Origin of the sequence: Streptomyces paradoxus, assembly GCF_014202475.1 — a bacterium.
In the GTDB taxonomy this organism is placed as follows: Bacteria; Actinomycetota; Actinomycetes; order Streptomycetales; family Streptomycetaceae; genus Streptomyces; species Streptomyces paradoxus.
Window position 1 is genome coordinate 78,899 of record NZ_JACHGV010000018.1, and the last position, 20,185, is coordinate 99,083.

Here is a 20,185-nt window from a genome sequence, read left to right on the forward strand (position 1 = left end):
ACATCAACTTACCAGTAACACACGGAAGTTGACCGTCGTCACATGGGCATGGGGGCGATGTCGCACTCGATGCGGCGGCGCTGGCGGGCGGCCTGGAGCCAGGGGTGGTCGGTGCGCAGCACTCCGGCGAAGCCCTCCACCGCCTTGCGCTGGAGCACGTCCGCCTCGTCACCGCGCCCGAGTCCCCGCAGATCGAGGGCGAGGTTGGAGAGGCAGGAGAGGGTGAGCGGGTGGTCCCCGCCCGCGACCTCGGTCAGCAGCGGAAGGTTGGCGGAGTCGATGGTGTGCGCCCGCTCGAAGTCGAGTCGTGCGTAGGCGGTGTTGGCCTGGCCGATGCCGACCGTGAGGGTGATGACGTGCCGCGCTCCGACCGTGTCGCGCAGCCGGTGCACCACGTCGTCCTCCAGCTCCTGCGCGGTGTCCAGCGAACCCAGGGCCCGCTCGGTGGCGGCCAGGTTCGCCCTGGTGACCAGGGTGTGCGCGTGGTTCTGTCCGAGGCGCCGGACCAGCCTGGTCACGGTGGACTCCGCGAGGCGCTGCGAGCCCTCCAGGTCCCCGGCCAGACGCCGGTCGACGCAGACGTTGGTGGCCGTGGTCAGCGAGTCGAGGTGCTCGTCGCCATAGCGGGACTTGAAGTTGCGCAGGGTCTCCTCGGCGAGCTTGGCACCCTCGGCGAGGTCACCGTCCCGGCGGCGGCAGACAGCGAGGTCACGGGCGATGCGCAGGGTCAGGGGGTGCTTCTCGCCGAGCGAGGTGAACGCCCTGCGGTAGACGTCCTCCTGCCATTCGCGCGCCTGGGGGTACCGGCCCGCCTCCCGCATGTCGATGGCGACGCAGTGCAGGGTGTTGAGCGTGAAGAAGCTGGCGTCGCCGAGCAGCATGTCGCGCTGGCGGGCGGTCTCCTCGTCCAGCGGCAGCGCTTCCCGGAACTCCCCGCACAGTCTCAGGTCGACGCCCCAGCTGTGGCTGCCCCGCAGGGTGGCCGGGTCTTCGGGGCCGAACAGCGAACGGGCAAGCTCGGTGGCCTCCTTGCCCAGGTCCCGCGCCTCCTGGAACCGGCCCTGGTAGCGGCGGGCGTCGGACATCTCGCACAGCGAGTCGATCAGCTCCTCCGGCTCGACCTGCACCCGGCGGGAGACTTCCAGCGCCTTCTCAGTCAGCGGGATCGACTCGGCGATCTGGCCGATCTGACGCAGCAGGAACGCGAAGCCCTTGGTCATCCGGATGACATAGATGTCCTCCTCGCCCGAGGCGGCGAGCCAGGCGCTCCACGCCTGCCGGCCGAACGCCGCTGCGCCTTCGTGGTCGCCCCAGTAGTAGAGGAACCACATGGTGTCGTAGACCAGGTCGCGCACATAGGGGTCGGTGCTGGTAACCGCCTGGGAGGCGAGGACGTGGGGCAGCAGCGCCTGGTAGTCGCGCCACTCCTGGGAGGATCCGTAGGGGCCCCGGTTGGCGGCGGACAGCAGCTGGTGCGCGGCGTCCCGCATCCGCTCGCGTTCCTCTTCGCTCAGCTTGGCGAGGAGCACGGTCTGGAGCAAGCGGTGCATCTGCAGGGTGCCCGCGCGCGGGTCGACCCTGATCAGGGAGAACTGGCTGAGGTCGCGGATGGCCCGGTTCAGCTTGATCGGCTCACGGAGCATCGGGTCGATCTGCGGTGTGATGTTGACGCCCCGGCTGCTGCGCAGGATCGACCGCGGGATCGGCTCGGGGGCCATGCTGGCGCAGATGTCGAGGAGCTGACGGGCTCCCGGATTGTTCTCCCTGATGCGCTCCAGGGAGATGTCCCAGGCGGCGGCGACGGAGACCGGGTAGTCGGGGCTCTGCTCGATCTCCAGGATCTCCGGGCTGCGCTGCGCGAGCAGGTCGAGGTACTCGTCGACCTCCATGCCGGTGACGCCGAGCCAGGCGCCCGCCTGCTCCACGGCGAGCGGCAGGTCACCGAGCGCTTCTGCCAGCCGGTCGGCATCCTCCCGCGGCAGGTCGGCGGCGCGCTTCTGGAGCAGCTCGACGGACTCCTCGCGCTCGAAGACGTTCACCGGCAGGGAGGTGGCCACCCGTTCCCAGCCCCGGTTCCGGGAGGTGACGATGACCTTGCCCGGCCCGTTGTGCGGGAAGTAGCCGCGCACCGCCTCGATGTCCTCGGCGTTGTCGAAGACCAGCAGCCAGTTGTCGTACGGCGTCCCGGTGCGCAGCGCTTCCAGCACGGCGGGCACGGCCGTGTTGGCCGCCGCGGCGCCCATGCTGTCCTGGCCGACGGGGGCGACGCCCAGCTGGGAGGCGAGGGAGGAGAGCGCGGCCAGGATGAGGCTCTCGCGTTCGGCGGGGATCCAGCAGATGATCCGGTAGTCACGCTGGTGGGTGTAGATGTACTCCAGCGCCAGCTGGGACTTGCCGACGCCACCGAGGCCGTGCAGGGCGTTGGGCAGCACGGCCGCGGTGTCCTGGGCGGCGAGCTGCTCCTCCACGGCCCTCAGCAGCGCCTGACGGCCGACGAACGAGGTGTTGCGCATGGGCACGTTCACCAGTAGGGCCGGCGTTGCGGTCGTGGTGCGCTGCATGAGCGGCTCTGCCTCCGGGGTCTCTTGTCGGTGCGCGCCGGCCCTCGAAGACGGCGCGGATTCTCCAGTCAGATCGGAAATTCCCGAATTCGGGTCACTGCCCGCTGGGCTGGATGGAGTCGTATCGCCCGGTTTATTCACCTTTGGGGGTGGATCTGCGGGCGCGGTGCTCTCCCCCTGTCCGGCCGCGGGAGGCGCGTACCTGGACAGATTCGGTTCGATGCGTTTGGCCCGCTCGGAGTAGGGCCCCGACAGGGCGCGCATCACGGCCAGTTCGCTGCGCGCCCAGCCGGGCTCGGCCGGGTCGGGCAGCCTGGTCCGCAGCGGGTCGTGCAGGGCGGCGCGCAGGGCGACGCCCCGTTCCCCCGCGGCGGGGAGGTCGCCCACCACGCTGACGGTTCGGGCGAGCTGACTACGGGTGGTCGTCGCGAGCAGCGCCTCGCGCACGCCCTCGGCGAACTCGGGACGCCCCTGCTCCCCGCCCTCCCAGTCGATCAGCCCGCCCATGAGGATCTCGGCCAGATGGTCGGGGCCGGTCTCCGGCATGACCCGACTGCGCAGCTGCTCCACGAGGTCGAAGTCGAAGGGAACAGCGGCCAGTTGGGTGGCGAGCCGGCGGGCGGAGGGGGTGGCGAGGCTGAAGAAGCGCCGTACGGCGGCGCCTGCGGCACGAGGCAGGCGCGGGGCGCGCAGACCGGGGGCGGGGGCACCCTTGCTCAGGGCACCCGCCAGCACCACGGGCAGCGAACGCCGGACGCCGCGACCGCCGGTGACCAGGTCGGACCAGGCGGCGAGGGAGGCGGGTTTGAGGGAGAGCACAGGGACGGCGACGGAGCCGTCACCCGCCTCGGGCAACGGCCGCATGGGGTCGGGTCCGCCGGGCGGGGCCCAGTGCCCGAGGCCGTCGTTGGGGGCTCCGAAACCCCCGGCCTCCAGGACGGCCGGGTACGGGTAGAGCGAGGACCGGTGACGCAGGTGCGGCGGCAGCAGGTGGACGAGCGCGGTGGGGCCGGCGTGGGCGAGGCGGCCGAGGAGTTCGTCGGCGGCGGTGGCGGCCCAGCCGTGGGCGAGTCCGTCGGTGACGACGAGGAAGATCCGGCTGCCCCGGCCGTCGAGCAGTTCGGCCGGGTCGGCGACGGCCCGGCCCGTGGGCCAGCGCAGCGTGGCGGAGCCGTTGCGCGGCACGGTCACCCGGATCGTGCGCACACTCCGGAAGGCGCCGCTGTGCTCGGCGGCACGGGCCAGGCGTGCGGCGCTCTCCTCCCAGATGCGCATCGTGGGCGCGTCGTCGAACAGCAGCACCAGGTCGAAGGCGGAGACCCGGGCGGGTCGCAGGAACGGCATCCACAGCCCGTCGGCGAGGCCCTGTTCCGCTGTGGTCTCCTCGTCCAGTTCCAGGCTGCTGCGGGACGGGATGCGGCGGGCCAGGTGATGCAGGGCGCGGGCGAGCAGCGCCGTGACGCGGCCGGGGCCGGACGGGTCGGGTTCGGCCCGGGGCAGCAGCGGCGGCCCGAGGTGCAGGGTGAAGCGGCCTTCGGGGTGCGGTAAGAAACGGCCGTCGGGCCGGGAGACGGACCGGCCGGCCGGAGGGAGCGAGGCGGGGGTCCGCCCGGTCGGCTGGGGCTCGGCGGGAGCGTCCTCCTCGTCGGCCGAGGGCAGGTCGGCGAGTGCGTCGTCGTCAGCCGCCGGCGGCGGGGACGGCCGTCCGGTCCCGGACTCCCGCGGGCGGACGGTCTCGCCGTCCAGGGCGGCGGCCGGCGCCTCCTGGGCCGTGCCGCCGGGTCCGCCGTACCGGCTCCAGTGCGCCGCCAGCCACACGGCGTCGGCGAACTCCTGCCAGCGCGGCACGAAAGGGTCGGGAGCGGCGGGGACCCGGTCCCCGCGCTCGCCCGCGGGCGGCTCGGGGTACACCGAAGGAGGCGGCGACGATCCCGATGCAGGATCCCCGTCGCCGGGTCCGGATGCGCGCTCCCGGGTCATCAGCGGCCCTTCGCGAGGTCGCGGAGCAGCAGTTCGACGAGCTTACGCCCGTCACCGTCAGCCTGAAAACCACCCGCAGTAGTCATCTGGACAGCGTTCAGCAACTGGTCGAGCGAGTGGACCCCACCCGCCTGGACCCGCTGAACGAACAGGTCGACGAGGTCTTCAGTGCCCTGCGGCCGGAGCCCGAGGTGGCCCTCCACCATGGCCAGGAGTTGCTCCCGGGTGGGGGTGTGCATCTCCATCGGCAGGCAGCGGCGACGGAAGGCGGCGGGGAATTCCCGCTCCCCGTTGCTGGTGATCACCACGACCGGGAACTCCCGGCATTCGACCCGTCCGCCCCGCACCACGGCCCGGCTGCCCGGGTCGCTGGTGTGCACGCTCGCCGCGTCGGCGGCGTCGCGCACCAGCTCCGGAACCTCATAACTTCCATTCTCCAGAACGTGCAGCAGGTCGTTCGGCAGATCGATGTCGCTTTTGTCGAGTTCGTCGACGAGAAGCACCCGGGGCCGGCCATAGGGCAGCAGGGCGGTGCCCAGGGGCCCCAGTGTAATGAACTCGCCTATAACCGGCGCAAGTTGACGATCTTTTGACGTGATCGCCGAGTTGACGGTCTGTTCGGTGTCTTCGAACACCGGCTCCGCCCGCGCCGTCTCGCGCAGTCCGGCCTGCCAGGCGGCGATGGCCTGGGCGCGGCCCATGGCGTCGTGGACGTACAAGCCGTCCCGCAGACTGGTCCGGCTCACGACGTTCCACTCCAGCACCCGGCCGAGCCCCAGCTCACGTGAGATCAGGTAGGCGAGTGTGGACTTGCCGACGCCCGGCGGGCCGGTGATCAGCAGCGGGCGGCGCAGCAGCAAGGCGGCGTTGACCGTCTCTATCTGCTCCTCGTCGAGTTGCGGGGTGAGGCCGCCGGGGCCCAGGCGGCGCAGCGCGGCCTCGGCGTCGTCCGGGGGCGGGGGCTCGACCGGGCCGCCGCGGAACCTCCGCCAGGGCGGCGGATCGGGCAGCACGGGTGGAGCGCCCTGCGGGCGCCCGGTGGCGTGGAAGACACGCCAGTCGTCCGCGGTCGTCCGTTCCTGTGCGCTCATGCCGAAGCCTCCTAGCTCAGCTGGCGAGATCGCCGGGGTCGGTGGCCTGGAGGTCGACGACCCGTGTGGGGTCGTCCCACAGGAATCCGACGTTCCGGGCCAGGTACTGGACCGCGTCCTCCGCGCCGCTCTCGGCGTTCAGACGCATGCGGTGAATGACGGAAGGAAGCCGCACGGGCATCGTGACGGCCGCGAACACCGCGGTCACCACCTCGCGCCTCTCCTCGATGAACACACCTCTGCGGTCCCAGACGGCCAGCCCGATCCCCTCCGCGATCGCCGCTTTGAGCGCCTCCAGGGCGGGGGCCCCGGTCGGCGCGTCCAACAGCACTGCCGTCTTTGTGGATTCCCCGGCGAGCGCGATCTGCCACGCGCGCTGCCGCCGGGCGTCCGCTTCGCGCCAGGCGTGCACCGTGATCCCGTGCCGCTTCAGCGCCGCCCAACGCCGCTGCCACTGCTGCCGGACCACGGCGTTGTCCGTACGCATGCGTTCCAGGCTGCGTAGATGGACCCCGTACCGCAGGCTGAGCGGAGTGGGCTCCCCGTCGCCGACCGCGAACGTCAACCCCGCCACATCGTGGTTCATCAGATCGTACGGAAGGAGGAACTCCACGTACGCAGGCGGCTCCTGGAGTCCGCTCGGCTCCGGTTCGCGGGGGACCAGCCAGAGTCGGGTGCCGCGCCGGAGCGCCTCGTCGACGGCCCGGCCGAGGTCGTCCAGGGCGGTCGTCTCGGGTTCGCCGGGGCGGGGGTCCCAGCGTCCCGGGGTCGCGTTGGTCCAGGTCCGCACGACCACGTCTGTGCTGCCGTCCCGGGCCGGTTCGACGGCGACGACGAGAGTGCGGGGGATGTCGGGCGACCACACCACCGCCGCGCGTCTGTCCCGGCGTCTCACCAACTCCGCGGTCAGGCCCGCGCGGCCGGTCCAGTCGTCGACCCAGCCGGTGAGCGCGAGGCGGTGCTCGACGGTCCCGGCGAGGCCGGCGGCGTGGTCGAGGAGCAGGACCACGGGCGGCAGGCCGTCGTCCTGCGCGTTCCATTCGAGGAGGTGAGCGAAGAGTTGCTCGGGGGTGAGGCCGTCGGGGAGGTCCAGGCCTGCGAGTTCCTCGGCCAGACCGTCCCGTAAGCGTGCCGAGGGCAGGTCTCCGCGGGAGAGCGCGACGCGTGCGCTCTTCTCGTCCTCCTTGGACAGCGGTCCGGCCAGAGCCGGGACAGGAGCGATCAGCCGGTCGAGTTCGTCTCCGGCGGGGGCTCCTTCGAGGATGCGGACCACCCCGACCAGTACGTGCTCGCCGCCCGCCACGCTCAGCGCGGCGGTCACCAGACTCACCACGTCCTCACGGAGTCTGACGCCGCGGATGTCCACCGGCCGGTGGAGCTGGCCCCCCAGGAGACTGGCGAACTGCACCCGGCTCGGCGCGTCCTCCACACAGCCCAGCTCGCAGAGGACGTCCGTGAGCCGTAACAGCAGCTCGAAATCCGGCTGATGTCCGGAAGTATCGCCGAACTCGCCGGGCGCCGTACCTGTCCGCACCGACTTTCCCCCTGAGTCGGTTCACCTGTCTGGGCAGACCAGCGAAGTTAGCACGGCAACCAGCGGTTAACCAGGGACGAATGGGACCGGAAGGGCGACGTCCGGCCAGGAGCGTCCCAGGCGGGACAAGCCTGGCCGGAATCGCGTGGCCTCCGGCTCACAGCCGCGGGTCCACCGGCTCCGACTCCAGGGCCAGCACCCCGAACACCGCCTCGTGCACCCGCCACAGCGGCTCGCCCTCGGCCAGCCGGTCCAGGGCCTCCAGGCCCAGGGCGTACTCGCGGATCGCCAGGGACCGCTTGTGGTTGAGGAACCGCGAGCGCAGGCGGGCGAGGTTCTCCGGACGCGTGTACTCCGGGCCGTAGATGATCCGCAGGTACTCGCGGCCGCGGCACTTGATGCCGGGCTGCACCAGGCGGCCCTGGCCGTCGCGGACCACCGCGCCGACCGGCTTGACGACCATGCCCTCGCCGCCGCGGCCGGTCATCTCCAGCCACCAGTCGACGCCGGCGCGCACCGACTCCGGGTCGGCGGTGTCGACGTAGAGCCGCCGGGTGGTCTGGAGCAGGCCGCTGCCGTCGTGCTCGACGAGCCGGTCGAGCAGGGCGAGCTGCTCGTCGTGCGGCAGCCCGGTGAGGCTGCGGCCCTGGACCGCGAGGATCTGGAACGGTGCCAGGCGCACGCCGTCCAGGCCGTCCGTGGTCCAGCAGTAGCGGCGGTACGCCTCGGTGAACGCGGCGGCGTCGGTGGCGCGTTCACCCGTGCGGGACAGCAGGCCCGTCACGTCGACGCCGCGTGCCGCCGCGCCCCGCAGGGCGGCCAGGGCCTGCGGGAGCGCCGCGCCGGAGGCGGCGCCCACGGCGGCGTACTGCGACCGCAGCAGCCCGGACGCCTTCAGCGACCAGGGCATCAGCTCGGCGTCCAGCAGCAGCCAGTCGGTCTCCAGCTCGTCCCAGAGGCCCGCCTCGCCGACCGCCGTGCGCACCCGGCCGAGGATCTCCTCGGTGAGGGCCTCGTCGTCGAGGAAGGGGCGGCCGGTGCGCGTGTAGAGCGACCCGGTGGGGCCTCCCCCAACGCCGAAGCGCCTGCGGGCCGCCTCCGCGTCGCGGCACACCAGGGCCACGGCCCGCGAGCCCATGTGCTTCTCCTCGCACACGACCCGCGCGACACCGTCGTCCTTGTACTGGGCGAACGCCTCCTCGGGGTGCTCCAGGTAGCCCTCGACGTGACTGGTGGCCGTCGGGGCCATGGTCGGCGGGAGGTACGGCAGCAGCCGCGGGTCCACCGCGAAGCGGCTCATGACCTCCAGGGCCGCCGCCGCGTTCTCCTCGCGGATCGAGACACGGCCCTGGTGCCGGGTCTCCACGACCCTGCGGCCCCGCACGTCCGCCAGGTCCAGCGGGCGGCCGTCCTGACCGCCGGGCGCCTCGGAGCGCAGCGGCTTGGCCGGCTCGTACCAGACCTGCTCCGCCGGGACGTCGGCCAGCTCGCGCTCCGGCCAGCGCAGCGCGGTGAGCTTGCCGCCGAAGACCGCGCCGGTGTCCAGGCAGATGGTGTTGTTGAGCCAGGTCGCCTCCGGGACCGGGGTGTGTCCGTAGACCACGGCGGCCCGGCCCCGGTAGTCCTCCGCCCACGGGTAGCGCACCGGCAGGCCGAACTCGTCGGTCTCCCCGGTCGTGTCGCCGTACAGGGCGTGGCTGCGGACGCGGCCGGAGGTGCGGCCGTGGTACTTCTCGGGCAGACCGGCGTGGCAGACGACCAGCCGGCCGCCGTCGAGGACGTAGTGGCTGACGAGGCCGTCGAGGAACTCCCGTACCTCGGCGAGGAACTCCTCGCTCTCGCCCGCCATCTGCTCGATGGTCTCGGCGAGGCCGTGGGTGTGCTGGACCTTGCGTCCGCGCAGGTAACGGCCGTACTTGTTCTCGTGGTTGCCGGGCACGCACAGGGCGTTGCCGGACTTCACCATCGCCATCACGCGGCGCAGCACGCCGGGGCTGTCCGGGCCGCGGTCGACCAGGTCGCCGACGAAGACGGCCGTACGGCCCTCCGGGTGGACCCCGTCGACGTAGCCCAGCTTGCCGAGCAGCGCCTCCAGTTCGGCGGCGCAGCCGTGGATGTCGCCGATGATGTCGAACGGGCCGGTGAGGTGGGTGAGGTCGTTGAAGCGCTTCTCGGTGACGATCGTGGCGTTCTCGACCTCGTCCACGCCGCGCAGGATGTGCACCTTGCGGAAGCCCTCGCGCTCCAGGTGCCGCAGGGAGCGTCGGAGCTCACGGGTGTGGCGGTGGATGACCCGGCGGGGCATGTCGGCGCGGTCGGTGCGGGCCGCGTTGCGCTCGGCGCACACCTCCTCGGGCACGTCGAGCACGATGGCGATCGGCAGCACGTCGTACTGCTTGGCCAGGTCGATCAGCTGGCGGCGGGCGTCGGACTGCACGCTGGTCGCGTCCACCACGGTGCGGCGGCCGGCGGCCAGGCGCTTGCCGGCGATGTAATGCAGGACGTCGAAGGCGTCCTTGGTGGCGCTCTGGTCGTTCTCGTCGTCCGAGACCAGGCCGCGGCAGAAGTCGGACGAGATGACCTCGGTCGGCTTGAAGTGCCTGCGGGCGAAGGTGGACTTGCCGGAGCCGGTGGCCCCGACCAGCACCACCAGGGACAGGTCGGTCACGGGCAGCACGCGCCCCTGCTGTGTGTCGGTCATGCCGCCTTCGCCTCCTTCGGGCTGGTCTGGGTGAACACGGCCATCTGGGTGGGCGGTCCCACCTCGGGGTCGTCGGGGCCGACGGGCTCGAACGCGACGCCGTAGCCGTGCCGTTCGGCCACCGCCTCGGCCCAGGCGCGGAACTCCGCGCGGGTCCATTCGAAGCGGTGGTCGCCGTGCCGGACGTGGCCGGCCGGGAGGGACTCCCAGCGCACGTTGTACTCGACGTTGGGGGTGGTCACGAGGACCGTCCTCGGACGGGCGGAGCCGAACACGGCGTACTCCAGGGCGGGCAGCCGGGGCAGGTCGAGGTGCTCGATGACCTCGCTGAGCACGGCGGCGTCGTAGCCCTTGAGACGGACGTCGGTGTACGCGAGGGAGCCCTGGAAGAGCTGGACGCGGGAGGCCTGCCGCTCGCCCATGCGGTCCAGCTTGAGCCGCCGGGAGGCGATGGTGAGGGCGCGCATCGACACGTCGACGCCGACGATCTCGGTGAACGCCGGGTCCTTGAGGAGGGTCTGCACCAACTGGCCCTGTCCGCAGCCGAGGTCGAGGACCCGGGCGGCGCCGGACTGCCGGAGCGCCGTGACGATCGCCTCGCGGCGCTGCACGGCCAGCGGGGTCGGCTTCTCCTCGGCCTCGGTCTCCGCCTCGACCGCGTTGTCGATCTCCTCGACCTCGCTGTCGTCGGCCTCGGCGAGGCGCACCAGCTCCAGGCGCTCGGTGGCCTGCCGGGTCAGGGACCAGCGGCGCGACAGGTAGCGGCTGGTGATCAGCCGCTGCTCCGGGTGGCCGGGCAGCCAGCCCTCACCGACGCGCAGCAGTTTGTCGACCTCGTCGGGGGCGACCCAGTAGTGCTTGGCGTCGTCGAGGACGGGGAGCAGGACGTACAGGTGCCGCAGGGCCTCGGCGAGGGTGAGCGCGTCCGCTTCCAGGACCAGGCTCACGTACCGCGAGTCGCCCCAGTCGGGGAACTCGGTGTCCAGCGGCACGGGCTCGGCGGTGACGGCCCAGCCGAGCGGCTCGAAGAGCTTCCGCACGAGGTCGGGGCCGCCCCGGGCGGGCAGCGCGGGCACCTCGACGCGCAGCGGCCTGGCCTGGCCGGGCAGTTCCGGCCGGGCGTTGCAGACGCCCTTCATGGCGCTGGAGAAGACGCTGCTCAGCGCCACCGCGAGCAGCGAGGAGGCCGCGTAGGGGCGGTCGTTGACGTACTGCGCGAGTGCCGCGTCGGGGGCGCCGCCGCGCCCCTTGCCCTTGCCGCGCCTGACCAGTGCCACGGCGTCCACTTCCAGCAGCAGCGCCGCCGTGCAGCGCCCGGATTCCGCCTCGGGGTAGAGGACGTGAGCCGTGCCGTAGGAGGTGGAGAACGCCTGCGCCTTGTCGGGATGCTTGTGCAGCAGGTAGCCGAGGTCGGTGGCGGGGCGCTCTGGGGTGCCGGTGGTCGTGATCGTCAGGAACATGCGGAGGGCCTCTCCGGCTGGGTGGATGTTTTCGCGCCGTACGTGCGCGAGCCCCCAGGATGGTGATCCTGGGGGCTCGGCAGGACGACGCCCACAGCTTCGCACACCTGTGCCCACCAGCGCCTTCGTTTATCGAGGGCGGCTCGGCGGGCCCGGCTACGACAGCTGGGACTGCACCTGCGCGGAGATCAGCTCCAGGTGGTCGAGGTCGTCGAGGTCGAGGACCTGGAGGTAGATGCGGCGGGAGCCGATCTCGGCGTAGCGGCCGATCTTGTCGACGACCTCGGCCGGGGAGCCGGCCAGGCCGTTGAGCTTCAGTTCGTCCACCTCGCGGCCGATCGCGGCGGCCCGGCGGGCGACCTCCGCGTCGTCCCGGCCGACGCAGACGACGAGGGCGTTGGAGTACGTCAGCTCGTCGCCGCCGCGGCCCGCCTCCTCGGCGGCCGCGCGCACCCGGCCGAACTGGCGCGCGCTGTCCTCGAGGGAGCCGAACGGCATGTTGAACTCGTCGGCGTACCGGGCGGCCAGTCGCGGGGTGCGGGAGGGGCCGTGGCCGCCGAGGAGCACGGGGATCTTCCGCTGTGCGGGCTTGGGCAGCGCGGGAGAGTCCGTGAGGTCGTAGTAGGTGCCGTGGAAGTCGAAGGTCTTGCCGGGGTCCGTCGCCCACAGGCCGGTGACGATCTCCAGCTGCTCTTCGAGCCGGGCGAACTTCTCCTTGGGGAACGGGATGCCGTAGGCCTTGTGCTCCTCCTCGAACCAGCCCGCGCCGAGGCCGAGTTCGACCCGGCCGCCGGACATCTGGTCGACCTGCGCGACCTGGATGGCGAGCACCCCGGGCAGCCGGAAGGTGCCGGCGGTCATCAGGGTGCCGAGCCGGATGCGCTTGGTCTCACGGGCGAGTCCGGCCAGGGTGATCCAGGCGTCGGTGGGGCCGGGCAGGCCGTCCACATTGCCCATGCGGAGGTAGTGGTCGGAGCGGAAGAAGGCGTCGAAGCCGAGGTCCTCGGTGGCCTTGGCGACGGTGAGCAGAGTGTCGTAAGTGGCCCCCTGCTGGGGCTCGGTGAAGATGCGAAGATCCATGCTTCCATCCTGCACGCCGGGGTGTGCGGTCCCGGGATCGGTCCCCCGTCCACGCCGGTCCCCGGTCGGGTGAAATTACGTCAATACCGCAGCCGCCGGCCGGCACGGCCAGTGACCGGCCCCGGTGGTGATCGTTGGCCGGGCGGAGCCGGACCCCCCGGCTTCCGCACCGGGGGTGGACCGCCGGGGCGTCACCGTGCCGGCCTCCCCGGGGGCCTCGGGCCGAGGAGGCCGTCATGTCCGAAGAGACCGTGCCGCAGCAGGGCGGGAGCGGGCAGCCGAAAGGGCTGCTGCAGCAGATGGAGGAACTGATGGCGGCGCTGAACGCGGACCTGTCGGCGTTGGACGCGCATCTTCAGGCGGCGGGGGATTCCGGACGCGGGGTCGTCGAGGAGGGGCAGGCGGGTTAGGGCGGCCCTCCTCGACGACCCCGCGTCACCCCGCTTCCCGCTCCGGCAGTGCCTGTTCCCGGTCCGCGAGTCTGCGGAGCATTTCCAGGACGCGGTCGCGGGACTCGTCCGCCGCGTCGATGGCCTCCATGCACTGCCAGTACGTGCCTTCGTCCTCGGCGGAGCTGGCCAGGGCGACGAGGGCGATGCCGACCTCGCCGAGGAGGCCGCCGAGGTGCATCAGGGTGTGGCGGGCGTCGCCCAGCTCGGTGAGCCGGCCCGCCCTCAGCTCACCGGGGGCCAGTTCCGGCGGATCGAGGACGCCGCAGCCCCGGCCCGCCAGCTCCGTCAACCCCAGTGCCTCGCCGCGTAGTTCGGGCGGCCCGGCGACCGCGAGGCGGCTGCCTATGGCTTGCGCGAGAGCCTGCGCCTGCCACACCTCGGCCAGGGTCTCCCGCGCGCCGCCGCCCGCCGCCAGGGACCGCCTGCTCGTCACGATGAGCCGCACCGCGTCCATGCGCTGCCCCCGTCTTGTCCGACGCGCTGCGCGCGTCCGTCTGCCCGCACTCCCTAGTTCACTACCCAGAGTGAAGGGGTGTGAGACGAAAAGCCAGAGGAAGGTGGAAAATTGCGGACAACGATTCGGATTCGAGCCGTAGTTTGATTACGTAGCGTACAAGTGGACTTCTCCACTCCAGGCTTGCGCCTCAGCCTTCCGCTTCAGGCGGTGGGACGGTGCCGCTGGGGCGCGTATCGAGTCGTGATCAATTTGCGGGATCTGCCTTCGTGGCACGGTCCGCTCCCGATAGGCGGTCTTACGTGACACGAGTGCAACTGACCGATCCGGATCGGGAGTTCATCGAGCCGTACCAGCCGATCGGCGAGTACGGCCCCGTACCCCGAGTCCCTGGTCAGCATCGACTCCACCACCGATAGGCACCTGGGTGACGCGCTGAGGTGCCGGACGCCAAGGGCGGGCAGGAGCTGAGTCAACGGTCGACCAGCCGTGGACGCGGGGCCTCACCCGTGGATTCCGCGTCGGTGTCGTCGGTGCCGACCGGGCCGCGGGGAAGCATCCGGTCCAGCCACTTCGGCAGCCACCAGTTGGTCCGGCCGAGGAGTGTCATGGTCGCCGGCACCAGCACCATGCGTACGACCGTGGCGTCGATGAAGATCGCGGTGGCCAGGCCGAGCCCGAACATTTTGGTGGAGGGGTCCTCGGCGACGGCGAAGGACAGGAAGACCGCCACCATGATGAGGGCGGCCGAGGTGATGATCCGGGCGGTGCGCGAGACGCCCTCAACGATCGCCGTGCCGTTGTCGCCGGTGCGCAGATACTCCTCGCGTACGCGGGAGAGGAGGAACACCTCGTAGTCCATCGACAGGCCGAACAGGATGGCGAAGAGGAACATCGGGATGAACGACACGATCGGAACCGTCGCTTCCAGCCCGATGAGTGCGCCTCCCCAGCCCCACTGGAAGACCGCGACCATGATGCCGTAGGCCGCGCCGATGCTCAGCAGATTCAGCAGTACCGCCTTGAGCGGTACGAGTATCGAGCGGAAGACCAGCATCAGCAGCAGGAACGACATCGCCAGCACGGTGGCGACGAACACCGGCAGGCGTTGACTGGTGCGTTGGCCCACATCGGACAGGCTCGCGGCGGCGCCGCCGACGTGGGCCCTGGCCGGGCCGTGCCCGATCGCCGTGGGCAGCACGTCGGTGCGCAGCCGGGCGATGGTGTCGGCCGTGGCCTTGTCCTGAGGGCTGGTGGTCGGGAACACCACGAGGGTCGCGATGCCGGTGGCCCGATCGATGTGCGTCGGCGCGACGGATGCGATGCCCGGATCCGCCGCGACCGCCCCGACGAGTCGGTCCAGCACTCCCGGATCACCGGTGGGGTCCGCGGCGATGACGAGGGGACCGTTGGTGCCCGGGCCGAACCCCTCGGCGACGAGGTCGTAGGCCCGGCGCTCGGTACGGCTGTGGGGCAGTGAGCCGTCGTCGGGCAGGCCGACGCGCAGGCCGAGCACGGGCAGCGTCGCGGTCATCAGCAGCCCCGCCGCGCCGACCGCGTACGGCACCGGGTGCCGGCTGACGTGCCCGATCCAGCGACGCCACCCGGCGGCGTGGGCGGCGCCTGCCGCCGGGTCCCGCCGCCGTGCGAGTCGGCCCAGCCTCCTGGTCCGCAGAGCCCGGCCGATCCGGCCGGCCCGGGCCAGGCGTGGGCCGGCGGCGCCGAGGAAGGCCGGCAGCAGCGTCACCGACGCGAGCACCATCGTCAGGACGACGATCGAGACGGCGAGCCCGCCCACCGTCATGAACGGTACGTTCGCGACCGCCAGGCCGAGGATCGATACGACGACGGTGCCGCCGGCGAAGACCACGGGCCTCCCCGCCGTGGCCACCGCTCGTCCGGCCGCCGCCTGCGGATCGAGCCCGCGCGCGAGGTACTCCCGGTGCCTGGCGAGCACGAACAGCGCGTAGTCGATGCCCACTCCGAGCCCGACCATGCTGCCCAGGACCGGTGCGAAGGTGGGGACCTCTGTCACCCCCGCCAGTACCGTCATGATGGCGACCCCGACGGTCAGCCCGAAGACCGCCATGCCGATCGGCAGCGCGGCGGCGACGAGCGAACCGAACGCCAGGAACAGGATCGCGGCCGCGGCGAGGAGGCCGATCAGCTCGCTCGCGCCGCCGTCGGGGTCGGAGAAGGCGTAGAAGAGGTTCCCGCCCATCTCGATGCGCAGCGGCAGCTCGGGGCGCAGCCGATCGCCGAGATCGACGAGGGCGTCGAGGTCTTCGGCCGACAGCCGGCTCTGGTCGGGGTACTGCACCCGGACGACCGCGATCCGCCCGTCGGCCGAAACGAGGCCGCCGCGCACGGCGGTGTCCCCGCCCGCGTCGAGCGCCCCCGCCGGGTCGCTCGTGCCGAGCACGTGCGGCAGCCGTTTCACCTCGGTCTGCAGCCGCGTGAGAGCGGCGCGCGCGCCGTCGTCGTCGTCGAAGAACGTCGCACCGTCGTCGAGGGGGGTGACGACCACTTGGGCGGTCATCCCCTCCTGGCCGGTGTGGGCCCGCTCGATCAGTTCCGCGGCCCGCTGGGAGTCCAGTCCCGGAGCGGTCATCGAATCCGCATTCCGCCCGCCGAAGGCGACGGCGGCGAGGACGGCGAGCGTGGCGGCGATCAGCCATGCCGCGATCACCCGCCAGGGATGGCGGGCGGCGCTTGCGCCCAGGCGCAACAGGGCTTTCGAGAGCATCGGGTCCTCCAACCACCTCGTCGGCCGTCCTTGTACGGCCGCCGATGCCGAGGCTCGTCGCCACGGCGCTCCGCGGCATCGGCCCGCGGGCCGCGGATCCGTCGGCCCCGGGGCGGAGTGACGAACCGTCCTTTCGGCCGATGCGCGGCACGCCGCAGTCCCTACGCTGAGAACCGTGCTGCGAGAAGACCTGCGAACCCTGTGGACCGAACCCCGTCCGCCCGACGCGCCCGCCCGGGTGTGGCGGGACTGGGTGCTGCTCGCCGCGGGCCTTGCCGGTGTGGTGCTGGAGGCCACCCTGCGCGAGAACGTCGTGTGGCGGCCGGTGGCGGTGGTGTTCGCCGTATGGCTGTGCCTGCTGCCCCTGTGGCGCCGGACCCGCCCCCTGACGATGGTCACGCTGGCCTTCGGCTCGGTGATCCTGCTTCAGGTGGCCTCGCTGGTCGCCGCTCCGCGCGAGCCCGTCGGCCTGTACACCGGCGCGGTCGTGCTCGTGCTGGTGTACGCGCTGCCCCGGTGGGGATCGGGACGCGAGATCGTGCTGGGCGGCGCGGTGATCCTCGCGGCCGGCGCGCTGTGTTCCGTCACGGACGAGACCCCGGTCGTCGAGAACGTCGTGGGCTTCGTCTTCCTGCTGCTGCCCGGCGTGTTCGGGGCTGCCGTGCGGTTCTGGGTGACCGCTCGCGAGCGGCAGTTGGAGCAGGTGCGCTCCCGCGAGCGCGAGCAGCTCGCCCGGGAACTGCACGACACGGTGGCCCACCACGTGTCGGCCATGGTGATCATCGCCCAGGCGGGCGGGGTGCTCGCGGGCGCCGACCCGTCCGCCGCCGTCAAGGCGCTGGAGGGGGTCGAGGAGGAAGGGGCGCGCACTCTGGAGGAAATGCGCGCCATGGTCGCCGCGCTGCGCGACCGCGGGGTCGGCGCCGAGCTGGCGCCCCCTGCCGGAGTCGCGGATCTGGAGCGCCTGGTGCGCACCCCGGGTGGTCGCCTCAGGGTCGACCTGGGGCTCGACGGCGAACTGGACGCGCTGCCTCCGGCCGTGGACGCGGCCGTCTACCGGATCGTGCAGGAGTCGGTGACCAACGCGCTGCGCCATGCGGTCGACGCGACCGAGCTCGTCGTCCGGGTCGCCGCGGAACGGCACACGGTACGGGTGAGCGTGCGCGACAACGGCCGGCGCACCGGCCGGGGTCGCGACGGATACGGACTTACCGGACTGCGCGAGCGCGCGACCCTGCTCGGCGGCACACTACGAGCCGGTCCGGGTACCGACCGGGGCTGGCATGTCGAAGCCGAACTGCCGGGAGCGAGGAGCGAGAGCGGTGTCCATTCGCGTCCTCGTCGCTGACGACCAGACGATCATCCGCACCGGGCTGCGGATCATGCTGAACGCCCAACCCGGCATCGTGGTGGTCGGCGAGGCCGCCGACGGGCGGGAAGCGGTACGTCTGGCCCGCGAACTACGCCCCGACGTCTGCCTGTTCGACATCCGCATGCCCGTACTCGACGGGCTCGAGGCCACCCGGCTGGTCGCCGGCCCGGGCGTCGCCGACCCGCTGGCCGTGGTCGTCATCACCACGTTCGACCTCGACGAGTACGTCTACGGCTCACTGCGTGCCGGCGCCCGCGGATTCCTCCTCAAGGACACGGGACCGGACCTTCTGGCGCAGGCCGTACGGTCGGCGTCCGACGGTGAGGCGCTCATCGCGCCCAGCGTCACCGTCCGTCTGCTCCAGGCATTCGCGGACCTGCCCGCCGGCCGGCCCGCGGCCCAGCCGGTCTCCCCCGTCACCGCCCGCGAGGAGCAGGTGCTCCTCGCCGTCGCCCGCGGGCTGACCAACACCGAGATCGCCGATGCACTGCACATCAGCCTCAGCACGGTGAAGACGCATCTGGCCAGCCTGATGGCCAAACTCGGCGCCCGCAACCGGGTCGAGATCGCGATGTGGGCCTACGAAACGCGCCGTATCCTCCCCAGAACCTGAGCCGGGTGCCGGGCCATGTCCCATGAGTCCCCGCCCGGACATCAGTGCACCGGTCGGCTCACGTCGGCTCCACGTGCCTCACCAGGACCACCCGATGATCACGACTCGATACGCGCCCTAGATCGGGAACCTCCGCTCGTTCCGGTCGATCTTCGCGTCCAGTGCCGCAAGCGGGTCGATGCCGAGCACCTCGCACAGCTGGAGCAGATACGCGAGCACGTCGGCGACCTCGTCGGTGACGCGGTGCGCGGTGTCCGGGTCGGCCATCACCCGGGCCGACTCCTCGGGTGTCAGCCACTGGAAGATCTCGACCAGTTCGGAGGCCTCCACGCTGAGGGCGACGGCCAGGTTCTTGGGGGTGTGGTACTGCTGCCAGTTCCGCGCGGCCGCGAAAGCGGCCAGTCGGCGCTGCAGTCCGGCCACGTCCAGGGGATCAGTCACGGTCCAGGTGTACCACCGTCGCCCCCTCCGTCCCGGCGGCCCAGGAGCCGTCGCTGACCGCGGCGACCAGCCGGATGTGCCCCCGCTCGCACATCCGGGCCGCCAGCCGCAGCAGTTCCAGCCGCTGCCGTCCGTCAAGGCCCCGGTCGAAGCCGTCGGCGAGGACCGTGAGCGTCTGGAGCGCGGCGGGCACCTCGCCGGCCGGGTCGACCTCCAGCACGCCCGGTCCGGTGAGCAGGACCAACGCGAGCGCCACGTAACGCAGTTCGCCGTCGCCGAGCCGTCGCAGGTCCGTACGGACGCCGTCGCCCCGGTCGAGCGAGGCGCGGATCGTTCCCCTGGCCTCCTCCGCCCGGGCGAGCACGTCCGCCACCGGCCCCGCGCACCCCGCCCGCACCGCCGCCACGAACTGCGCGTGCCGCCGCCCGCACTCGGTGCGGGTGCGCCACAGCACGTCGGGGAGATTGCCGCAGCCGCCCAGCAGACGGCCCGAGCCTGCCGTCACGGGGGCGCGCATGCGGGCGGGTTCGGGGTCGCAGGCGAAGGCGGAGCGCAGGGCGACGACCATCTGCTCGGCGGCCGCCAGCACCCTGCGCTGCCCGGGTGTCCGGCCGGCCACGCGCAGCGGCAGCAGGGCGGTGCCGAGCCGGTCGTCCGGGAGCGGGCCGCGGGTCACCGGGGTCGGCCCGGCCGTGTGCCAGGCGGCCTGCACGGCGCGCTTGCCCGGGTCGCGCAGGGCGGTCTCCAGGAGGATCAGCCCGCCGGCCGTCAACCGTTCACCCACGACGCGCAGTTCGGGTTCGGCCTGCACGGCGACGTCGAGGCTGACCGGGCCTGCGGGGCCGTCGGCCGTGCAGCCGATGCGGAACCCGCGGCGGCCCTGGGCGTCGGGCCGGGCCCGTTCGGGGACGCAGGCGGTGGGGTCGGGGAACGCCTCGCCGAGCTCGGCGCCGCCCCCGAGCCGGGCGAGGGCCTCGTACGCCCGCAGCGCGCTGGTCTTGCCGCTGCCGCTGGGACCGGCGAGGAGGGTGAGGGGCCCGAGCGGGAACGCGGCGCGGCGGTGGGTGGTGAAGGCGGCCAGGCGCAGTTCGGTGACGCGGGGGCGGTCGGGGAAGGCGGGCTGGATCATATGCGGACGGTAGGGCTCCGCCGGCAGGACGAACCGTTCCGCCTCCGGGGGCTTCCTACGATCGGGCGACGGTCACACCCCGGGAAGGCCCGCCCCCTCCATCAGCCCCGTCACCTCGGTCCCCGCCGGGGTCAGCAGGAACACGTTCCGGTCCACCCGGTGCATCCCGCTCGCCAGGCCGAAGACGACGCCGGTGCTGAAGTCGAGGACCCGCTTGGCGACCTCCGTCTCCGCCCCGGTGAGGTCGAGGAGGACGGGGACGCCCGCCATCAGCCGCTCGGCGACGTCACGGGCGTCGGCGAAGACGTTCACGCGCAGGACGACGAAACGGCGGCGGGTCTCCGTCTCGGCCTCAGGTATGGACCGGTGGCCGACAGAGGACGGCCAGGCGTCCCGGCCCCGCAGCGGCACGACCTGGGCGAGCCCCTCCCACTGTTCGTCGGTGACATCGTGGCTGTTCACCGGCATGCTCCGTCCTGGCTCGCACTCGCTGTCTGCATCGGGCAATTCTTGCGCAGAGTCACCCGTTCGGCCCAACAGCGACACGCTCCGCGACCTCAATGCACCTCAC

14 protein-coding genes are annotated in these 20,185 nt (G+C 72.3%); 3 read left to right on the forward strand and 11 right to left on the reverse strand.

Annotated features, from left to right (window positions below):
- Nucleotides 1-38 precede the first annotated feature (38 nt).
- From fxsT to HNR57_RS36580, 6 genes are all read right to left on the reverse strand, one after another.
- Nucleotides 39-4,472, reverse strand: coding sequence for an FxSxx-COOH system tetratricopeptide repeat protein (gene fxsT / locus HNR57_RS36555; protein WP_446696908.1), 4,434 nt, complete (start codon nucleotides 4,470-4,472; stop codon nucleotides 39-41).
- A gap of 68 nt (nucleotides 4,473-4,540) precedes the next feature.
- Entirely contained in the window at nucleotides 4,541-5,632 is a 1,092-nt protein-coding gene (locus HNR57_RS36560) for an AAA family ATPase (RefSeq protein WP_184567255.1), read from the reverse strand.
- 16 nt (nucleotides 5,633-5,648) lie between these two features.
- Nucleotides 5,649-7,166, reverse strand: a complete 1,518-nt coding sequence (locus HNR57_RS36565; protein ID WP_184567257.1) for a VMAP-C domain-containing protein — start codon at nucleotides 7,164-7,166, stop codon at nucleotides 5,649-5,651.
- Between the two features lie 157 nt (nucleotides 7,167-7,323).
- A complete protein-coding gene (locus tag HNR57_RS36570; RefSeq protein WP_184567259.1) occupies nucleotides 7,324-9,867 on the reverse strand; it encodes a polynucleotide kinase-phosphatase in 2,544 nt (847 codons plus the stop codon).
- Entirely contained in the window at nucleotides 9,864-11,327 is a 1,464-nt protein-coding gene (locus tag HNR57_RS36575; RefSeq protein WP_184567261.1) for a 3' terminal RNA ribose 2'-O-methyltransferase Hen1, read from the reverse strand. The genes HNR57_RS36570 and HNR57_RS36575 overlap by 4 nt, the downstream gene beginning before the upstream one ends.
- Before the next feature lie 156 nt (nucleotides 11,328-11,483).
- Nucleotides 11,484-12,407 carry an LLM class F420-dependent oxidoreductase gene (locus HNR57_RS36580; protein WP_184567263.1) on the reverse strand — a complete coding sequence of 308 codons (924 nt, stop codon included), beginning with the start codon at nucleotides 12,405-12,407 and terminating at the stop codon, nucleotides 11,484-11,486.
- A gap of 236 nt (nucleotides 12,408-12,643) precedes the next feature.
- Between HNR57_RS36580 and HNR57_RS36585 the strand changes: the two genes are divergently transcribed.
- The gene (locus tag HNR57_RS36585; RefSeq protein WP_184567265.1) at nucleotides 12,644-12,817 is read left to right on the forward strand and encodes a hypothetical protein; all 174 of its coding nucleotides are present in this window, start codon (nucleotides 12,644-12,646) and stop codon (nucleotides 12,815-12,817) included.
- 25 nt (nucleotides 12,818-12,842) lie between these two features.
- Here HNR57_RS36585 and HNR57_RS36590 read toward each other — a convergent pair whose 3' ends face one another.
- On the reverse strand, nucleotides 12,843-13,313 hold the full coding sequence (locus HNR57_RS36590; protein WP_184567267.1) for a DUF6099 family protein: 471 nt from the start codon (nucleotides 13,311-13,313) through the stop codon (nucleotides 12,843-12,845).
- Between the two features lie 472 nt (nucleotides 13,314-13,785).
- Complete coding sequence (locus HNR57_RS36595; RefSeq protein ID WP_184567269.1) at nucleotides 13,786-16,059, reverse strand: MMPL family transporter; 2,274 nt, start codon at nucleotides 16,057-16,059, stop codon at nucleotides 13,786-13,788.
- A gap of 175 nt (nucleotides 16,060-16,234) precedes the next feature.
- Between HNR57_RS36595 and HNR57_RS36600 the strand changes: the two genes are divergently transcribed.
- Both HNR57_RS36600 and HNR57_RS36605 read left to right on the forward strand, forming a co-directional pair.
- Nucleotides 16,235-17,407, forward strand: coding sequence for a sensor histidine kinase (locus HNR57_RS36600; protein WP_184567271.1), 1,173 nt, complete (start codon nucleotides 16,235-16,237; stop codon nucleotides 17,405-17,407).
- Nucleotides 17,382-18,044 carry a response regulator gene (locus HNR57_RS36605; RefSeq protein ID WP_184567273.1) on the forward strand — a complete coding sequence of 221 codons (663 nt, stop codon included), beginning with the start codon at nucleotides 17,382-17,384 and terminating at the stop codon, nucleotides 18,042-18,044. The genes HNR57_RS36600 and HNR57_RS36605 overlap by 26 nt, the downstream gene beginning before the upstream one ends.
- A gap of 117 nt (nucleotides 18,045-18,161) precedes the next feature.
- On the opposite strand, the gene HNR57_RS36610 is transcribed toward HNR57_RS36605, so the two are convergent.
- The 3 genes from HNR57_RS36610 to HNR57_RS36620 form a co-directional block, all read right to left on the reverse strand.
- Nucleotides 18,162-18,485, reverse strand: a complete 324-nt coding sequence (locus HNR57_RS36610; RefSeq protein ID WP_184567275.1) for a nucleotide pyrophosphohydrolase — start codon at nucleotides 18,483-18,485, stop codon at nucleotides 18,162-18,164.
- Nucleotides 18,478-19,614, reverse strand: a complete 1,137-nt coding sequence (locus HNR57_RS36615) for an AAA family ATPase (protein WP_184567277.1) — start codon at nucleotides 19,612-19,614, stop codon at nucleotides 18,478-18,480. Before HNR57_RS36615 ends, HNR57_RS36610 begins: the two co-directional genes overlap by 8 nt.
- Nucleotides 19,615-19,686: 72 nt before the next feature.
- Nucleotides 19,687-20,082: a cell division protein SepF gene (locus HNR57_RS36620; RefSeq protein ID WP_031134653.1), complete on the reverse strand. Its 396-nt coding sequence runs from the start codon at nucleotides 20,080-20,082 to the stop codon at nucleotides 19,687-19,689.
- Between the last annotated feature and the right edge of the window lie 103 nt (nucleotides 20,083-20,185).

What these genes read in the sequence shown, in the direction of transcription:
- HNR57_RS36560 (WP_184567255.1), bottom strand. Translation starts at nt 5,632, where the DNA reads ATGAGCGCACAGGAACGGACGACCGCGGACGACTGGCGTGTCTTCCAC.
- HNR57_RS36570 (WP_184567259.1), bottom strand. Translation starts at nt 9,867, where the DNA reads ATGACCGACACACAGCAGGGGCGCGTGCTGCCCGTGACCGACCTGTCC.
- HNR57_RS36575 (WP_184567261.1), bottom strand. Translation starts at nt 11,327, where the DNA reads ATGTTCCTGACGATCACGACCACCGGCACCCCAGAGCGCCCCGCCACC.
- HNR57_RS36580 (WP_184567263.1), bottom strand. Translation starts at nt 12,407, where the DNA reads ATGGATCTTCGCATCTTCACCGAGCCCCAGCAGGGGGCCACTTACGAC.
- HNR57_RS36585 (WP_184567265.1), top strand. Translation starts at nt 12,644, where the DNA reads ATGTCCGAAGAGACCGTGCCGCAGCAGGGCGGGAGCGGGCAGCCGAAA.
- HNR57_RS36590 (WP_184567267.1), bottom strand. Translation starts at nt 13,313, where the DNA reads ATGGACGCGGTGCGGCTCATCGTGACGAGCAGGCGGTCCCTGGCGGCG.
- HNR57_RS36595 (WP_184567269.1), bottom strand. Translation starts at nt 16,059, where the DNA reads ATGCTCTCGAAAGCCCTGTTGCGCCTGGGCGCAAGCGCCGCCCGCCAT.
- HNR57_RS36615 (WP_184567277.1), bottom strand. Translation starts at nt 19,614, where the DNA reads ATGATCCAGCCCGCCTTCCCCGACCGCCCCCGCGTCACCGAACTGCGC.
- HNR57_RS36620 (WP_031134653.1), bottom strand. Translation starts at nt 20,082, where the DNA reads ATGCCGGTGAACAGCCACGATGTCACCGACGAACAGTGGGAGGGGCTC.